The organism is Fulvivirga maritima (genome assembly GCF_021389955.1).
Classification (GTDB): domain Bacteria; phylum Bacteroidota; class Bacteroidia; order Cytophagales; family Cyclobacteriaceae; genus Fulvivirga; species Fulvivirga maritima.
Map to the genome: position 1 here is coordinate 4,240,516 of NZ_CP089980.1, position 16,874 is coordinate 4,257,389.

Genomic DNA, 16,874 nt, shown 5'->3' on the forward strand with positions numbered 1-16,874 from the left:
AAAAGACTGCGCAGTGGTGCTGTTGCTTTGTATCATCATTAAGAAATAAAGGAACAATTATGAAAACTATTGCACTTAACCGATTAAACCTGATGACCATGCCTAGAGGTAACGGCTGGTCGCCTAAGCAAAAGTTGGTATTTACTGCCGAGTTAGCAAAAATGGGATACAGGCTATCTAATCCGGCTATGCTGGATGAAGCGGGAGCAGGTTTTCTATTAGATTATAAGCATCTTATTACCGCGCTGAAGCAAAAGAAAGGTGGAAACGTTGCTTACGTTCCTTTATTTAAAGGATTTCCTAATAATGTGCCTGATGATGCTATTTATTTCTTTAAAAGAGTTTTTGGCTATTTAGGTAATGTGTTAGACTTGTTTCAGTCTGGAGAAAAGTTAGAAAATGGTATGGTTATACCTCAATCACTTTTTAATCTGGATGACTTTGGGGCAGATCCGGTTACGCAGATGCAGACTAAGGCACTTTATGAAAAGTCGCTTGCAGCCAACGCCTGGAAAAAAGGCGATTCCCATACTGAGTGGATAGAGCTTAAAATCATTTTTGACGATGAACTTGAAGCCAGATTAGAGGCTTATTTGCAATCATTATTGTATGCTAAGTCTTCCATAAAGCAGGAGTTACACGCTGATCTCATAACACTAATAGAGTATTTTGGAATTGATTCCATAGATTCGCGTCAGGTGGTCTTTAAAGAGACTAAGGCCTTTTTGTTAAAATATTTATGGGAGCAAGAGCAGTACGCAGCTATTGGTAAAATGGTAAATAATGCCGTAGATGTATTGAGAATGTTCGCAGCACTTACTGATACTGATGTGAGCCTGGCTGATAAGGTGAAGTTTCCTAAGCTATCCAGAAAGCAACGTAAGGAAGTGCTGGCTATGCTGGAAAAAAGTGCAGGATTGGCCGAAGCCTTCAAAAAATACAAAGGTTTATGGTTAGAAATAGGGCGGTATTTGCACCCTGGTGAATATAGCAGACAGTTTCCGCTAACGGCTAAAGCTTTTGATGCTTTGCGCAATGGTAAATTAGAAACTTTTGCGTCTAAAACAGAGGCCTTATTACTATCAGACCAAGTGGAGGAGCTGTTACAGCATTTGGGAGAGAAACCTGGTGTGTTTGGAAGAAAAGTGCACGAAATTTTAAGGAGATTTCCTAAGTCTACTTTTGAAATAGTAGAGGCTTTTACACAAATAGTTCCTAAAATGGAGCTGAAGAATTTGCTGGTGTTGAGGGATTATTTTAACACTATTAATGATGCAGAAAAAAGAGTAGTAGTGAATAAGAAGGGCAAAATAAAAGTGTTGGATAACAATGCCTTTATGGAATTAGATGCCAAGCAAACAGGAGCTGTGATTGAAGCCATAGATAATGGTATAGCGGAGAAGGTAATTACTAAGGAGTCTTGGGAAAATAAAAAAGTATGGATAGATCCTGAATTAATGAACTATACCGTGCCTTTGCAGCAAAGAAAAGCTTCTGATGGAATCATCACCGTAGGTAGAGGGAGTAGGATAGGAGCAGATTTCACGAAAGTGATGAGACTCTTTGTGTATTGGAAAGAGGCCGGTATGCGTACTGACCTGGATCTTTCTGTAGCTCAGTATGATGCCGCTTGGAACTATCTGGGGCATGTGAGCTATACCAACCTAAAAGGGGCAGGTATAGTGCACTCTGGCGATATACAATCAGCTCCTTACGGTGCTGCGGAGTTTGTAGATATTACCTTGCAGCATTTGTCTGCTAAGGTGAAATATCTTGCCCCTCAGGTATACCGCTATGCAGGCAATACCTTTGCAGATATGGATTGCCATGCGGGCTGGATGTGTAGACATGAAACCAATGGAGATGTGAAAACTTTTGATATAAAAACAGTGGTCAATAAGTTCGATCTTAATGGTGCCGGAGCTTATGCAGTGCCTTTTGTGGTAGACATAGATAATGAGGAAATAGTGATGACTGACCTCTTTGTGGGAGGTAAAGATTTGCATAACAATATAGAAGGCGCAAAAACCAATGTGGCTTTATTATGTAGTGAGGTATGCAAATTCACTAATACTAAGCCTGATATGTATACGTTGGCCTGCTTAAATGCAGAATATCGTGGTGCCGAAATGGTTGGTGAGCCAGAAATGGCTGATGTAACCTTCGGAGTGAAAGACTGTACCTATAATGCAGATGATGTAGAAAAGGTATTGTCAGAGTTAATATAAAATTATTCGTGGACTAGTTATTACTTCCTTCTAAACTCCAATCATAGTAATAACGCTTACCATGAAATTATAAGCGGATTAGAGTGCTCTTCCTTCTAATTTATTGGTAAAAATAGAGCACTCGCTTACCGCAAAATATAAACAGGACTAAAGGTCATTTCCTTCTTACGGGGAACTGAGGGGCGGTGGTTCGAGTCCACCCTTTGCCTGGCGAAGTAGCTCAGCTGGTAGAGCATCAGGTTATAATGGCCTTGCTTACCTGTTCATAAAAAGGCCTAAGGCAGCTGTTTCCTTCTATTTGCAGGTTCGATTCCTGCCTCGAAATTGGTCACTATAACAGCTGTCATTTCCTTTTTTTATGAATTATAAGTCGCATAAAAGGCGAATGACATATAGGCTGGTAATTACGAGGAAAGAAGTAATAAGGGAGTTGGGAAATGCTAGTCTGTAGAAGAAAGCTCAACATTGCCACAATTCACTCATAATAATCATGCTGGTAGATAATCATGAAATTGGCAGTTTAGCTTTAAAATAGAGATATTAGTGCTATTGCAAATGCCTATGAATAAAGAGTTGTTAAATAAAACGGATGAATGGGAGAAATATAGCCGTTTCTTTGAGAGACAGGAGGTCCCTTCTAAGACTACTTTGTTGCGAGAAGGTGAAATTTCAAAGACAGCTTATCTGATTGAAAAAGGGTGTGTGAGAAGTTGGTTTAACAACAATGGAAAGGACATTACCTTTCAATTTTTCTTTGAAAATGAGTTTGTTTCTTCTATCGAAAGTTTCAGTACCCACCAGGCCAGTTTGTACAATATTGAGAGTATTGAGCCATGTGTTATTTACGGTATTTCAATTAAAGATGTTCATTTTGTTATGGAGCAGTCTGCCCGGATAAAAAAGGAAATTGATGATTACCTGACACAAAGGCTATTCTTTTATCAAAAACTGTTTCTCTCTCGAATTAAAGACTCACCAGAAAATCGCTATCAGGAATTGCTCAAAGAACGCCCTGAAATTCTGTTACGTATACCTCAGCATTATATTGCCTCCTACTTGGGGATAACTCCTGTTTCATTAAGTAGAATAAGAAATAGGCGCTAAAATCATTTCTTAACAATTGTTATCGTCTGGCGGCCGGTTGTCTGCTCAATTTTGTAGCATAATTTTAATTAACAAACAAAATGAGAGTAGCAATCATATTTAATCATCCTTATGAGGGAAGTTATTGTAACGCAATTTTAACCGCAGTAACCAAGGGACTTCAAACAGCTAATCATGAAATTGACCTCATACATTTGGATAAAGACAATTTCAATCCTGTAATGACTTCAGCAGATTTGAAAGCATTTAGAGATAAAAAGCCTGTTGATCCGAAAGTAACTGAATATAAGCATCGGCTACAAAAAGCAGATCATTTGATTTTCATATTTCCAATATGGTGGGAATTGATGCCAGCCATGACGAAAGGCTTCATAGATAAGGTGATTTTCCCGGGTGTTGCCTACGACTATACTAATAAGGCCAATACTAGAATGAAACCCCTTTTTGAACAAATAAAAAGTGTTACCCTTATTACCACCATGAACACGCCCAAAATGCTTTATAAATGGATTTTCGGTAATGCCATAAAAAAAGCATTTATGCTAGGCACATTTTGGAAAATAGGCTATAAAAAGCGCAAATGGATCAGCTTGAACATGGTAAAGATGGTTTCTGATAAGAAAAGGAAAAAGTGGCTGAGTGACATGGAAATCAGATTTGCAAAATTGAATTGAGCAATGGAGGCATCGGTTATTGGTGCGAGGGTTGGGGGCAGCCTTGTTTCCCTCGTACTATAACTCCACCACACCGAAACCACCCAGAGTTATAACAGAAAAAGGCATTTATTTCATATGATTATCCTTACCTTTGAAACGGCTTTGGGGGTATTCTATAAAGAATTGAGAGAGTCCCTTTGAACCTGATTCGGTTAGTACCGGCGTAGGGAAAAGTTATTTTTATTTCTTCTTATTCTAGAGGAATTCATCCTTCAGCCATTTATGAAAAGTAAAATACTTAAATGATGAAAGATCTCCTTTGGAAAAATATCACACTACTTAAGCAACAATCACCTCTCGTTCATAGCATTACTAATTATGTGGTAATGAACAATACGGCCAACGCGTTATTAGCCGCAGGAGCCTCGCCTATTATGGCTCATGCTCATGCCGAAATGGAAGATATGATGAAGATCTGCCAGGCATTGGTGGTTAACATAGGCACGTTAGATGAATACTGGGTTACCTCCATGAAAAAAGCGGCCCAGCAGGCCAACCAGCTGCAAAAATCCTGGGTGCTTGATCCTGTAGGAGCAGGAGCCACCCCGTATAGAGATGAAGTCTTGGCTGAGTTACTACAAATGAAACCGACCATTATTCGAGGAAATGCTTCAGAAATTATGGCACTGGCCAAACATAACACTACCATCACTAAAGGGGTAGATAGCTCTGCTGAAAGTAATGAGGCGGTGGCTACGGCTAAGTTTTTAGTAGATAATTATCAAACCACAGTATGTATTTCCGGTGAAACGGATATTATTCTTAACCACGAAAAGGAGATTCATCTTGCTAATGGTAATGCGCTTATGGCCAAAATTACTGGCATGGGTTGCTCTGCTACTGCTCTGGTGGCGGCTTTTTCAGCAGTAATTGAAGATAAGGCTGAGGCTGTAACTTCTGCCATGGCTTTATTGGGCGTAGCTGGAGAGCTAGCTACCAAAGAAAGTAAAGGACCCGGAAGTTTACAGCTCAACATTTTAGATAAGCTATATAACATCACAGAAGCAGAATTTACTTCCACTTTAAAGATAGAGGTGCAGCGTGGCTAGTTCATTTCCTTATAAATTATATCTGGTCATTTCTGAGGAAGCCTGTTTACATGATCACTTTTTGAAGGTTGCCGAGCAAGCAGTAAAAGGTGGGGTAGATGTGGTACAGCTTCGGGAGAAAAACGCTTCAACAGAAGAATTTCTGCGTAAAGCATTTTGGCTAAAAGAAGTCTTAGACCGGTATGAAGTGCCTCTCATTATTAATGATAACTTGGAGGTAGCCAAGCAGGTGGAGGCGTATGGCATTCACGTAGGAACATCAGATGCGCCACCTACCGAAATCCGTGAAAAATGGGAGCAGGTACACTGCTTAGGTTATTCTGTAGAGGTCTTAGATCAGCTGGAATCCTTAGAGACGCAGGCTGCCGATTACCTGGGAGTAAGTCCTGTATTTAAAACGAATACTAAAACGGATACCATAATTGAATGGGGCTTATCTGGCATTCGTACCATTCGTTCTATGACCGATAAACCACTTGTGGCCATCGGAAATATGAATGCAGAAAACGCCGGGGAAGTGATTAAGGCAGGAGCCGATTGTATTGCGGTAGTTTCAGCTATTTGCGCAGCTAAAGACCCGACAAAAGCGGCTGAACAATTAAGAAACGAAATTGAGAAATCATGAACTCTAAAAAATATACATACCCTTCAGTGCTCACTATAGCCGGCTTTGATGGCAGCGGCGGCGCCGGTATTCAAGCAGATATGAAAACCATTTCTGCGTTGGGCTGCTTTGCTACTTCTGCGTTAACTGCTTTGCCGGTTCAAAACACACTTGGCGTTAAATCTATATTCAGTATTCCTGAAGAGGTGGTAGGCCAGCAAATAGAAACCATTACAGAAGATATTTTTCCTGATGCAGTTAAAATTGGGATGGTGCATACTTCAGCATTGGTGAAAATAATAGTGGATCAGCTAAGCCATTATGCTGATCTGCCTGTAGTTTTTGATCCTGTAATGGTGGCTACCAGTGGTCACAAATTAATTGAAGATGAGACTATACAAAGCCTTGTTAAAAATTTGTTTCCTATAGCGAATGTAGTAACGCCCAATCTTGATGAAGCTGCCATTTTAGCCGATATGAAGATTGAAACGGTGGAAGAAATGAAAGTGGCGGGCAGAAAAATCATGGAACTGGGTTGTCAGTCAGTATTATTGAAAGGAGGACATTTAAAGACGGAAAAGCTCACTTCGCTCTATTTTTTACCAGACGGAAGTATAGAAAGTTTCGAATTCCCAAAGTATGAAACCAATAATACTCACGGTTCGGGCTGTACGCTTTCATCGGCCATTGCCTCTTATTTGGCACAAGGCAAATCTTTGTTAGAGGCCGTCAGCTTAGGGCAAGAATACATTCATAATGCCATTTATCATGGAAAAGATGTGGCGATAGGCAAAGGCAATGGACCGGTAAATCACTTTTTTAATCCTCAAAAACTCATAAAAAATGAAATGGACTGATAAAACCTGGAAATCGATAGAACCCATTTACCAAAAGATTATTGAAATGCCTTTTATTAAGGAGCTCCAAAACGGAACGCTTCCTTTAGAAAAATTTCAATTTTATATGGGCCAAGATTCGTTCTATCTGGAAAATTTTGCTAGAAGCCTGGCTTTAATCTCTGCAAGGGCGGAGCGTGTAGATCATGCCCTTGATTTTATTCGTTTTGCTGAAGGAGCTATAGTGGTAGAAAAAGCTCTGCACGATTCTTATTTTCAAGAATATGGATTGGAGAATCGTGGCCAGATAGAGCCCACCACCCATCATTATATAAATTTCTTGAAAAGTTCATCCGCTTTAGATCAGGTGGAAGTAGCCATGGCTGCCGTTTTGCCCTGCTTTTGGATTTATCAGGAAGTGGGTAACTATATTTATAAAAATCAACTAGCTAAAGAAAACCCTTATCAGAAATGGATTGATACCTATGCAGGTGAAGAATTTGAAGTATTAGTGATTAAGGCAAAGGAAATATGTGATGCTGTGGCTGAAAACTGCACTGAAGCACAGCAACAAAAGATGACAGAAGCTTTTATTGCAGCCAGCAGATTAGAGTTTATGTTCTGGAATAGTGCTTACCAACTCCATAGTTGGGAGGTTTAAATGGTGTGAGGGAAGTTATTAAACTGCCCTCTTTTACGCTTCATTAAGCTAGCAATTAAGAGTGGGAGCTTATCTGAATACTTAAGAGAAAAAGGCCTTTTCTATAGGGAAAGGCTTTTGATATTGAGAGTTAAAACCTCTGATATTGATTACTTTATCAATAATTTATTTTAATTAATTGAAGGTAAAGTATAGATTTGGCCACTCAAAATTTATCAGTCATCTTAAATGAAGCAAGTTGAACCCACTAAAAATAAGTTAGGTTTAAAAGGCATGCTGATTTCTGCAGGCCTTATATTAGGAGTACTCATTTTGTTTTCTTCTTTATCGTTTGCTCCGCTAATTGATAATTACTTCAAGCTGTTAAAGTATGATTCCCGGACAGAAGGAAAGTTGATATCTGTAGACTATAGTATGGGGTGGACAGATATGACGAAATATAGTCCTCGGGAACCTAAAGTTGATAAATATAATGTTGTTTTTTCTTATACCGTTAATGGTGATACGATTGTTAGTCGTGAGCAAATTGATGGGTATATTCATACAGCTAATAAATTGGAGTACATAATGAAGTCTGAAGATAAGAAGGTAAAAGTAGCCTATATGTCCAAGAGACCTATTAAGAGTGTTATTGATCTTTCTAACTAAAATGGCAGGATAGATGGGCTAATGAAATGCCAACTTATTAGGGAAATAAAGGCATAATAACTGTGAATGTTTAAACAATGAAGGTAATTTATGGTAATTAAAGAGAGGTTTTTTTGGCTATTTAGCATAAACTACTTAGTCTCAGCACCTTTAAAATTAATCACCTAAATCCTTTAAAAATGAAAACCTTTATTAAATCCACACGTGGGTGTGTGGTGCATTTAATTATTTATGGACTGTTGTTTTTGGCATTCACCGCACAAGGGCAACGGCAAGACAAGAAATCTCAGATCATCAGGGTCAAGCTCACAGAAAAAGCAGCTTCAGCTTTGGAAAGCAGATCCTTTACAATCTCACGAACGGGCGCGTTACTCACCGGACTTAGCCGGGTAGATCAGGTCAATGAGCAATATCGGGTGAAATCTATGCGGCGCATGTTTAGAGATGCTGGTAAATTTGAAGCTAAACACAGAGCGCATGGCCTTCATCTCTGGTATGAAATAATTTATGACAAATCTGCCACTAGCACTTCAAATCAGGCTACTCTAAGTGCGGTAAAGTCATCCTATGAAGCACTTCCTGACATCCAGGTGGCAGAGCTAATTTTGGATAAGTCTATAGATAATATTGATGATTTTTCTTCTAAAGATTATAGCAGATTCAGTTTAGAAAATGGATCTAATGATACCTTCTTAGCTGATCAGTGGCACTATAATAATACGGGGCAGACAGGAGGTACGCCAGGGGCAGATATAAGTTTGTTAGATGCCTGGACTCAGGAAACAGGCAGCTCAGAAGTGATTGTGGCAGTTACAGACTGGAGCGTAGATGTTACGCATGAAGATATCATGGATAATATGTGGGTCAATCAAAATGAAATACCCGGTAACGGCATCGATGATGATGGTAATGGCTTTATCGATGATGTGAATGGATATGATTTTGGTAATGATAGAGGAGAACTGGTTCCGTATAATGATCATGGTATGCATGTAGCAGGTACGGTGGCTGCAGAATCTAACAATGGTATAGGTGTGGCTGGTATTGCTGGAGGTAGTGGTAGTGGAGACGGCGTTAGGATCATGTCTTGTGGCGTGTTTAGCGATGAGAATAGAGGAGGTTTTGCAGAGACTTATATTTATGCAGCGGATAATGGTGCTGTTATTTCTCAAAATAGCTGGAATTATACTTCTCCAGGTGTTGTAGAGCAGTCTGTTTTAGATGCTATAGACTACTTCATAGCTGAAGCAGGGTATGATGAAAATGGCAATCCTTATGGACCTATGCAGGGCGGAGTAGTAGTGTTTTCTGCCGGCAATGACGGTACCGGGGAAGAATGGTGGCCAGGTTACTACGAGCCAGTGGTGGCAGTAGCAGCTACTGATCATAATGATGTGCGAGCGGATTTCTCTAACTATGGTGACTGGATAGATGTTTCGGCGCCAGGTGTAGCGGTAATGAGCACTTTTTTGGATGATGAGTATAATACGGCTAGCGGTACTTCCATGGCATGTCCGCATGTAAGTGGTGTCGCGGCTTTAATTGTCTCTAAATTCGCAGGAAATATCACTCCGGAAGAGGTGAAAGATAGAATAGTGCGCTCGGCTGATGTGGTTAGCACATTAGCTCCCGGCTCTGGCAGAGGAAGATTAAATGCTTATTATGCTTTGCAGGAAGATGATAATGAAGGTCCTGAAACTATCAATGATGTGGTAGTGGTAAGCTCTTCGCAAAGAGCCATAACATTACAATGGACTGCACCTGCTGATAGTGGAAACGTGGTGGAATATGATTTGAGATATTCAACGCAGCCAATCAATGATAGTAATTTCGCTGAGGCGATCAAATTTGAAGATGTATCTTATCCATTGCCTGCCGGAAAAGCGGACACTATTGAAGTGAGTAACTTACAGCCTGGTACTACTTATTATTTCGCAGTGAAATCAATAGACTTTTTCGGGAATGTTTCTTCTATTTCTAATGTGGTTATGGGTTCATTGCTCAATGCTCCTAAAGCTATAGTTTCTCCTGATTCTGTAGCTGTAAGTCAAGAGTCAGGTCAGATAACTACCGTGCCTTTAACAATAATTAATGATGGCCAGACAGTGCTAAATTATTCTTTCCCTGATTTTGCTGATAGTGCTGAAGTGGTAATAATGGGGCAAGGAGAAGATTTGAACTATGGTTACACCTGGAAAGATAGCGATGAGGTGGGAGGCCCTTCATTTTTATGGAATGATATTTCTGAGTCAGGAGTAGAAGTGCCATCGTCAGGAGGGGAGGTAGATTTGCCTTTTATATTTGAATTTTACGGACAAGAGAAAACTTCTTTGAAGATAAGTCAGTATGGCTACCTTACTTTTGGTAATATTACATCAGATAGGAGCAATGATCCTATTCCGCATAATAATGATCCTAATGACTACCATAGAGATCCTAATGATTACATCGCTCCAATGTGGGATGGACTAACTAAAGGGCAGATATATTATGAGGTGAATGAAGAGCGCCTGATTGTGCAGTATGATAAAAAAGCGTCATTTACTTATTGGGGAGATGCCTTGTTTACTTTTCAGGTGGTGCTTACTTCATCTGGCAATATTTATTTCTACTACAAAGAGCTGGAAACACCAGATAATTTGCCTGAAGTGTGGCCAGCTTATGCGGCTACCGTAGGCATAGAAAATGCTGATGCTTCTGATGGCGTTGAAGTGACTTTTGATGGACAGATTTTGAAAGATAGCTTGGCTATAGCTATATACAAACCGGTTGACCTGCTTTCTGTTTCTCCTGTAAGTGGTACTGTTGCGGTAGGTGATAGTGCTGTTGTGGAGGTGGCTGTTGATAGTAGGGGAGTTAATGCAGGTACTTATTTTAATAATCTGGTGCTGAATACAGATGATCCTTTTCAGGAAGAAATAACTATCCCTTTTGAAGTGGAAGTAGTAGGTTCCCCACAGATTAATGTTGTTCCTGCTCAGTTAGATTTTGGTGCAGTGGCTGTAGATTCTACTGCAAGCATAACCTTTTCAATAGCGAATACTGGTGCCGATAATTTAACGGTGACAAGCATTTCTCATCAGAATAATAATTTTGATATAAGTCTGGAGGGGCCGTTTAATATTGCACCGGGACTATCCTTGCAAATTCCAGTTACTTACTCTCCACAAGATAGTACCGGAGATAGTGATGAAATAATTATTGTAAGTAATGATGCTTATGGTAGTGATCAGGCTGCGGTTAGTTTGGTTGGTAATACAAGTGGAGAAGGAGCAAACTTAGCCAGACTACAAGGGCAATCTGAGGTTATTTCAGAACTGGCGCACTATCCTAATCCTGCTGATAATACATCAACCTTGAAATATGTTTTGAAAGAAGGACAGCATGTGGAAATACAGATTATTAATATGAAAGGTCAAGTGCTATTCCCGGTCACTAGTGGATGGGAAAATGAAGGTACGCATCAAGTTACGCAGGATTTAACTGGGTTGCCTAATGGATTGTATATGTACAAAATAACCATTGGTGATGAGACATACTTAAGCCGATTAATGGTAGAGTAACGAAGTTCATTTAAACCAAAATATAAAACCCCGAAGTAGCATTTTAAGCTCTTTAGGGGTTTTTATTTTATAATGCTTGGTTAAGCAAAAAGCTAGATCACTTTTACGACCTGTTATAATTGCACCAGTCTTTCAAACTTCGGTTAATTCCAGATTTCATTGTTCTTGGTGAGGATAACAGGGGCATTATCAGTTACCAGAATAGTATGCTCATGCTGAGTAATGTACCCTCCTTTGTTGCCTACCAGCGTCCAGCCATCTTCCAGCTCCACGGCAAAAGTAGAATTGGTAGCAATGAACGTTTCAATGGCTACAGTAGTGTTCTTTTTAAACCTCTCGCGGTTGCTCCTCACTCTGTAATTTAGTATGCTGTCTGGCTTCTCGTGTAAGCTGCGGCCTACGCCGTGTCCTGCTAAGTTTTTGATTACCTTAAAGCCTGAATTTCTGGCTTCTGTTTCTATAATATGACCTATATCTGCTATTTTAACACCTCCTTTGATGCGGCCAATGGCTTTTTGTAATATTTCTTTAGAGGCGTCTACTAATGGTTGGTGGTTATGGATGTCTTCACCTACTACAAAAGACCCGCCGTTATCAGCCCAAAAACCGTTTAATTCTGCGGAAACATCAATATTGATTAAATCGCCTTCTTTCAATACTTTTTTGTCTGAAGGTATGCCGTGGGCAGCTTCTTCATTTACACTGATGCAGGTATAACCAGGAAAACCGTAAGTTTCAAAAGGGGCCGATTTAGCACCATAACTTTTCAGAATTTCGCCTCCATATTCGTCTATTTCTTTAGTAGTCATGCCCACCTTAGTGTACTCTCTCATTTTCTTAAGGGTAAGTGCTACTATTTCACTTATATTTTGCATTCCTACTAATTCTGATTCTTTGTTTATGGACATTGGTCTATGATTTATATTTTTTAATTAAAAATTGGTCTAACACTAAAATAAATGTTTTCGATTTAATTATATCTCATCCGCCATTTTTAGCTAGCTGATGATGAGTATCTTTTGAGTTTTTAAATACCTTAAAGAAAGAGGCTGCTATTAATATTGAGATTATACCTTGAACCATTACAGTAAAAGAACTGCCTATAAGGTTAGAAAGCCAACCAATAATAAGACTGCCAAAAGGTAGTGTTCCAAATAATGCCATAGCAAACAGGCTTATCATGCGTCCTCTCATGTCAGGATCGGAGCGTGTTTGTATGATAGAAAGGCAAATGGTAGACTGTGTTAAAGCACTAAAACCTGAGATAGTGGCAATAAATAAGGCCAGGTTCAGATTTTTCGCGAAAGCAAAAACAATAAGACTGACGCCCAGCAAGAAGGCGTTGGCTATTAATACCATGGATTGTTTCCTCTCATCTTTCAGTGAAGCCAGGAAAATAGTGCCTACTAAAGCACCACAACCTATGCAGCTGGAAATGTAGCCAAAAGTGGCGGCTCCGCCATGAAATACTTCTTTAGCGAACTCAGGCAATAAAGTATTGTAAGGTAAAACCAGTAAGCTTATTACGCTCAAATACAAGGTGAGTGGAGCCAACAAAGGATGATTTTTAAGGTACGACAGTCCTTCTTTAATCTCGTTAAAGCTACTTTGTTTTTTAAGTTTTATAATCTGAGGTTTAAGCTTCAGAAATAACAATGATAGAATTACGGCCAGGTAGCTGAGTGCATTAATGGAAAAACAAACTCCCGCCCCTAATGTGCTGAGTATTAGTCCTGACAAGGCCGGGCCGGCTAATCTGGCTATGTTTACTACTGAAGAGTTAAGTGCTACGGCATTAGACACATCTTCCGGCTTGTCTACCAGTTGATGTACTAGCGTTTGACGTGCAGGTACGTCAAAAGCATTAATAATTCCTAAAATAGTGGTGATTGCTAAGATAGACCATACTTCCGCATAGCCAAGAAGTACAAGTGCAGCCAGTAGGCCGGCCTGCAGCATAGAGGCTACTTGCGTAATCATAACTACTTTATGGCGGTTGTATCTATCAGCCACAATGCCACCATAAATTGAAAATATAAAAGAAGGAATCTGAGACATAAATAAGGTGAGACCCAGCATAAAAGTGGAGTGAGTCATTTCATAGACCACCCAGCTCACCGCAGTACGTTCCATCCAGGTGCCTATCCTGGAGATGGCCTGACCTGTAATGAAAATCCTGAAATTCGGTGATTGTAGGGCTCTAAAAGTGTTTTGGATTCTGCTCATATAAGAAATTAAGCATTTAATTTTTGAAGTATTGGCAGGGCCTGTTCCAGTAGTTTAATCTCATTGGCATTGAGTCTTGCATCTATTAATGTTCTCAAAGCTTCATTTCTGCTAAAGCGTGCCTGCTCTACAATATCTTTTCCGGCTTTAGTGAGTGATATGAAAACTTTTCTTTTATCAGAGACACATGAAGTGCGGCTAATAATTCCCCGTTCTTCCATTCCTTTTAAAATCTGAGACATGCTGGGGGTGGTAATTTTAGTTTTATGCGCTAGCTCTGAAGGTAATATTTTCTCATTACGGTTAATCAGGGCTATGGTCTGTAACTCTGTTAAAGAAAATGATGAACTATCAGCAAAAGATCTCTTGATGGTTTTGTGTAATCCGGAAATCACCGTAGTAAGTGCATCGACTAATATATCCATATTATTTAGTTAAACTAGTTAGTTTTCCTAACGATATTTATGAGAATAAGTTTCCTTTTTTGTAAAGTAGCGGTGTTGGAAGTGATAAATTATTGATAGTATTGATTGGAGCTTATAGTATCAATTATGCCTTTTACTTTCTCGCATCCTGCCGTGGTTCTGCCTTTTGGCCTTTTATCAAAGCGCTGGTTTTCTCTTACCGGGCTGATAATTGGCAGTATGGTGCCTGATTTTGAGTATTTTATAAGAATGAGGGTGAATAGTATTTACAGTCATACTATTAATGGCATATTCTGGTTTGATTTACCATTAGCACTTTTATTGGCCTTCATTTTTCATGGAGTCATACGTAATGAGCTTTTTGATCATCTCCCGTTTTATTTTCAGTTAAGGTTTTCGAAATGGAAATCTTTTCATTGGAATGGATATTTCAGAAGTCATTTTTTTGTTGTGACTATTTCGATTGTGTTAGGAACCTTATCTCATTTGTTTTGGGATGCTTTTACGCATGAACATGGGTATTTTGTTAAAGCTATTCCTGGTTTGGCTTATCATATTTCCCTGTTCGGATACACCATTCCTTACTTTAAGTGTTTACAACATATTAGTACACTGGTAGGCTTAATTTTTATTGTGATTACAGTAAGTAGACTTCCGAAAAACGAAGTGACATTAATAAAACCGAAACTGAAATTTTGGTTGCTTTTTATAGGAATAGCTGCCTTAGTACTCATTGTTAGGTTTTGGTGTGGTTTGGAAATATCACAATATGGTCATGTAATAGTGTCTATGATTTCAGCCTCATTAATTAGCTTAATAGTTACCTGTCTCTTGTTTAGTAGGCTTCATGAAAATTAGCATTGTTAAATTAAATTTTAACAAAAAACATAATTACGCAAAAACACTGCGTACTTATGCTCTTAGTTTGCATTATCAAAACAGAGCTAATAATGAAAAAGGTAATACAAAAGCAGTTGGAGCAAATAGAAGAGAGTGATGCACTTAAAATACTATTTGCATGTGAAACGGGCTCCAGAGCCTGGGGTTTTCCTTCTCCTGATAGCGATTATGATGTGCGATGCATATATGTAAAAAGTATGGATTGGCACTTATCACTCACCAATAAGAAGGATTCATTTGAGAAATTTATTAATCAGGAACTTGATATTACTGGCTGGGAAGTAGGTAAGGTGTTGAAGTTAATGTGGAAATCTAATGTTTCGGTGCTGGAGCGCTTGCAATCGCCTGTTATATATAAGCTGCAAGATATTGATTTGCTAAGTGAACTATGGCGATTGGCTCAAAGTTGTTTTTCGCCAGTGTCTACTATGTATCATTACCATAATATGGCTTCTCGCTATATAGATGCTTGTTTTCAGTCTGATGAAGAAGTGAAGCTGAAAAGTTATTTTTATGCTATCAGAGCAACAATATGTGCCAACTGGGTAAGAGAAATGAATGCCATACCTCCAATAGAGATGAATAAGATGTTTGAGATTCTTTCACCTGAATTGAAGCATAAAATAGAAGAGCTTATTGATTTAAAATCAGGTAAAAGTGAAGGGTATTTTCATCCTAAAGATGCCTTAATAGATGAATTTCTACTTCTGTCAACACGTAAAAATGAAGAAGTAGCCCCTACATTACCCGGAGCGGTAAACAGAAATATGGAAGAGTTAGAAGATTTTTATCGAAAAATAGTGAGGAGTAATGACTGTAGCTGAGTTAAAAGAAAAGGGAATAATAATATATGAATGCCTCAGTGGTAGCCATGCTTATGGTTTGGCTACTGAGCATTCTGATGAAGATATCAAAGGCGTATTTATATTGCCTGAGGAGGAGTATTTTGGCCTTGATTATATTGATCAGGTCAGTAATGATACCAATGATATTGTTTACTATGAGCTCAAGCGGTTTGTAGAGTTGCTTACTAAGAGTAATCCCGGTGCTTTAGAAATGTTATATAGCCCGGAAGACACTATTTTGTACATGCATCCTGTTTTTGAGCAATTAAGGGGTTTGCAACTGTTGTCTAAAAAGTGTGAAGATACTTTTGGTGGATATGCCATTACTCAGGTACGCAAGGCTAAAGGACTCAAGAAGAAAATTGTTAATCCGGTAGAGAAAGAGAGAAAAGGAGTGCTTGATTTTTGCTTTGTTGCTGAAGGACAGGGAGCTGTGCCAGTACAAGATTACCTAACGGCTCATGGTATTGATGCAAGTAGTTGTGGCCTGGCAAAAATACCTCATATGCATGATGTTTATGGTTTATACTATGGAGCTTCTGGCTTTAAGGGTATCGTACAGAGCAATGATTCTAATGATGTCACGCTGAGCAGTGTGCCTAAAGGAATGCAACCGCTGGCTTACATGTCATTTAATAAGTCGGGTTATTCTACTTACTGCAAAGAGTATAAAGAATACTGGGAGTGGGTAGAAAAAAGAAATGATCAGCGCTATCAGAACACCTTGGAGCATGGTAAAAATTATGATGCTAAAAACATGATGCATACTTTCAGGCTTTTGCGTATGTGTAGAGAAATAGCAGAATCTGGCCAGCTAAAAGTGAGGCGTAATGACAGAGACTTTCTTTTAAGTATTAAACAAGGCGATTTTGACTATGATGAGCTACTTACTCAGGCTAAAGGCATTGTAGAAACTTTGTCTGAATGCTATAATGATTCAGATCTGCCTGAAGCGCCTGATCGAAAGATGCTTAATGAAGTTTTGGTGAGATGCAGGCGTATGTTTTATGAGTTAGTGTGAAATATCTTTCAATATAATTGTGATATTTATTTCATAATTATAAAATTG

15 protein-coding genes and 1 riboswitch are annotated in these 16,874 nt (G+C 39.0%); of the genes, 12 read left to right on the forward strand and 3 right to left on the reverse strand.

Translation table 11 applies throughout. The features are described from left to right. The first annotated feature begins 59 nt into the window (after positions 1 to 59). The 9 genes from LVD15_RS18000 to LVD15_RS18040 all read left to right on the forward strand — a co-directional run bounded on the left by LVD15_RS18000 (position 60) and on the right by LVD15_RS18040 (position 11,409). Positions 60 to 2,228: a TerD family protein gene (locus LVD15_RS18000; RefSeq protein WP_233776605.1), complete on the forward strand. Its 2,169-nt coding sequence runs from the start codon at positions 60 to 62 to the stop codon at positions 2,226 to 2,228. Positions 2,229 to 2,789: 561 nt separating this feature from the next. Beyond that, positions 2,790 to 3,332 (forward strand): Crp/Fnr family transcriptional regulator, encoded by a 543-nt coding sequence (locus LVD15_RS18005; protein ID WP_233776606.1) that lies wholly within the window; start codon positions 2,790 to 2,792, stop codon positions 3,330 to 3,332. An 80-nt stretch (positions 3,333 to 3,412) separates the two neighbouring features. Next, positions 3,413 to 4,006 (forward strand): NAD(P)H-dependent oxidoreductase, encoded by a 594-nt coding sequence (locus LVD15_RS18010; RefSeq protein ID WP_233776607.1) that lies wholly within the window; start codon positions 3,413 to 3,415, stop codon positions 4,004 to 4,006. Positions 4,007 to 4,142: 136 nt separating this feature from the next. Continuing rightward, a riboswitch (TPP riboswitch) is annotated at positions 4,143 to 4,235 on the forward strand. A gap of 55 nt (positions 4,236 to 4,290) precedes the next feature. Then, positions 4,291 to 5,097, forward strand: coding sequence for a hydroxyethylthiazole kinase (thiM, locus tag LVD15_RS18015; RefSeq protein ID WP_306416724.1), 807 nt, complete (start codon positions 4,291 to 4,293; stop codon positions 5,095 to 5,097). Further along, on the forward strand, positions 5,090 to 5,722 hold the full coding sequence (gene thiE, locus LVD15_RS18020; RefSeq protein ID WP_233776608.1) for a thiamine phosphate synthase: 633 nt from the start codon (positions 5,090 to 5,092) through the stop codon (positions 5,720 to 5,722). The genes thiM and thiE overlap by 8 nt, the downstream gene beginning before the upstream one ends. Next, positions 5,719 to 6,558: a bifunctional hydroxymethylpyrimidine kinase/phosphomethylpyrimidine kinase gene (thiD, locus tag LVD15_RS18025; protein ID WP_233776609.1), complete on the forward strand. Its 840-nt coding sequence runs from the start codon at positions 5,719 to 5,721 to the stop codon at positions 6,556 to 6,558. The genes thiE and thiD overlap by 4 nt, the downstream gene beginning before the upstream one ends. Further along, complete coding sequence (gene tenA / locus LVD15_RS18030; protein WP_233776610.1) at positions 6,545 to 7,198, forward strand: thiaminase II; 654 nt, start codon at positions 6,545 to 6,547, stop codon at positions 7,196 to 7,198. Before thiD ends, tenA begins: the two co-directional genes overlap by 14 nt. A 228-nt stretch (positions 7,199 to 7,426) precedes the next feature. Further along, a complete protein-coding gene (locus LVD15_RS18035) occupies positions 7,427 to 7,846 on the forward strand; it encodes a hypothetical protein (RefSeq protein ID WP_233776611.1) in 420 nt (139 codons plus the stop codon). Between the two features lie 179 nt (positions 7,847 to 8,025). After that, on the forward strand, positions 8,026 to 11,409 hold the full coding sequence (locus LVD15_RS18040) for a S8 family serine peptidase (protein ID WP_233776612.1): 3,384 nt from the start codon (positions 8,026 to 8,028) through the stop codon (positions 11,407 to 11,409). A 143-nt stretch (positions 11,410 to 11,552) separates the two neighbouring features. On the opposite strand, the gene map is transcribed toward LVD15_RS18040, so the two are convergent. The 3 genes from map to LVD15_RS18055 form a co-directional block, all read right to left on the reverse strand. After that, positions 11,553 to 12,317, reverse strand: a complete 765-nt coding sequence (gene map, locus LVD15_RS18045) for a type I methionyl aminopeptidase (RefSeq protein WP_233776613.1) — start codon at positions 12,315 to 12,317, stop codon at positions 11,553 to 11,555. Between the two features lie 73 nt (positions 12,318 to 12,390). Then, complete coding sequence (locus LVD15_RS18050) at positions 12,391 to 13,635, reverse strand: MFS transporter (RefSeq protein WP_233776614.1); 1,245 nt, start codon at positions 13,633 to 13,635, stop codon at positions 12,391 to 12,393. An 8-nt stretch (positions 13,636 to 13,643) separates the two neighbouring features. Then, entirely contained in the window at positions 13,644 to 14,060 is a 417-nt protein-coding gene (locus tag LVD15_RS18055; RefSeq protein ID WP_233776615.1) for a MarR family winged helix-turn-helix transcriptional regulator, read from the reverse strand. 126 nt (positions 14,061 to 14,186) lie between these two features. Between LVD15_RS18055 and LVD15_RS18060 the strand changes: the two genes are divergently transcribed. The 3 genes from LVD15_RS18060 to LVD15_RS18070 all read left to right on the forward strand — a co-directional run bounded on the left by LVD15_RS18060 (position 14,187) and on the right by LVD15_RS18070 (position 16,826). Next, a complete protein-coding gene (locus tag LVD15_RS18060) occupies positions 14,187 to 14,918 on the forward strand; it encodes a DUF4184 family protein (RefSeq protein WP_233776616.1) in 732 nt (243 codons plus the stop codon). Between the two features lie 92 nt (positions 14,919 to 15,010). Then, positions 15,011 to 15,784 carry a nucleotidyltransferase domain-containing protein gene (locus LVD15_RS18065; RefSeq protein ID WP_233776617.1) on the forward strand — a complete coding sequence of 258 codons (774 nt, stop codon included), beginning with the start codon at positions 15,011 to 15,013 and terminating at the stop codon, positions 15,782 to 15,784. Next, a complete protein-coding gene (locus LVD15_RS18070; protein WP_233776618.1) occupies positions 15,771 to 16,826 on the forward strand; it encodes a nucleotidyltransferase domain-containing protein in 1,056 nt (351 codons plus the stop codon). The genes LVD15_RS18065 and LVD15_RS18070 overlap by 14 nt, the downstream gene beginning before the upstream one ends. The last annotated feature ends 48 nt before the right edge of the window (positions 16,827 to 16,874 follow it).

What these genes read in the sequence shown, in the direction of transcription:
- LVD15_RS18000 (WP_233776605.1), top strand. Translation starts at nt 60, where the DNA reads ATGAAAACTATTGCACTTAACCGATTAAACCTGATGACCATGCCTAGA.
- LVD15_RS18005 (WP_233776606.1), top strand. Translation starts at nt 2,790, where the DNA reads ATGAATAAAGAGTTGTTAAATAAAACGGATGAATGGGAGAAATATAGC.
- LVD15_RS18010 (WP_233776607.1), top strand. Translation starts at nt 3,413, where the DNA reads ATGAGAGTAGCAATCATATTTAATCATCCTTATGAGGGAAGTTATTGT.
- thiM (WP_306416724.1), top strand. Translation starts at nt 4,291, where the DNA reads ATGATGAAAGATCTCCTTTGGAAAAATATCACACTACTTAAGCAACAA.
- thiD (WP_233776609.1), top strand. Translation starts at nt 5,719, where the DNA reads ATGAACTCTAAAAAATATACATACCCTTCAGTGCTCACTATAGCCGGC.
- tenA (WP_233776610.1), top strand. Translation starts at nt 6,545, where the DNA reads ATGAAATGGACTGATAAAACCTGGAAATCGATAGAACCCATTTACCAA.
- LVD15_RS18035 (WP_233776611.1), top strand. Translation starts at nt 7,427, where the DNA reads ATGAAGCAAGTTGAACCCACTAAAAATAAGTTAGGTTTAAAAGGCATG.
- LVD15_RS18040 (WP_233776612.1), top strand. Translation starts at nt 8,026, where the DNA reads ATGAAAACCTTTATTAAATCCACACGTGGGTGTGTGGTGCATTTAATT.
- map (WP_233776613.1), bottom strand. Translation starts at nt 12,317, where the DNA reads ATGTCCATAAACAAAGAATCAGAATTAGTAGGAATGCAAAATATAAGT.
- LVD15_RS18050 (WP_233776614.1), bottom strand. Translation starts at nt 13,635, where the DNA reads ATGAGCAGAATCCAAAACACTTTTAGAGCCCTACAATCACCGAATTTC.
- LVD15_RS18055 (WP_233776615.1), bottom strand. Translation starts at nt 14,060, where the DNA reads ATGGATATATTAGTCGATGCACTTACTACGGTGATTTCCGGATTACAC.
- LVD15_RS18060 (WP_233776616.1), top strand. Translation starts at nt 14,187, where the DNA reads ATGCCTTTTACTTTCTCGCATCCTGCCGTGGTTCTGCCTTTTGGCCTT.
- LVD15_RS18065 (WP_233776617.1), top strand. Translation starts at nt 15,011, where the DNA reads ATGAAAAAGGTAATACAAAAGCAGTTGGAGCAAATAGAAGAGAGTGAT.
- LVD15_RS18070 (WP_233776618.1), top strand. Translation starts at nt 15,771, where the DNA reads ATGACTGTAGCTGAGTTAAAAGAAAAGGGAATAATAATATATGAATGC.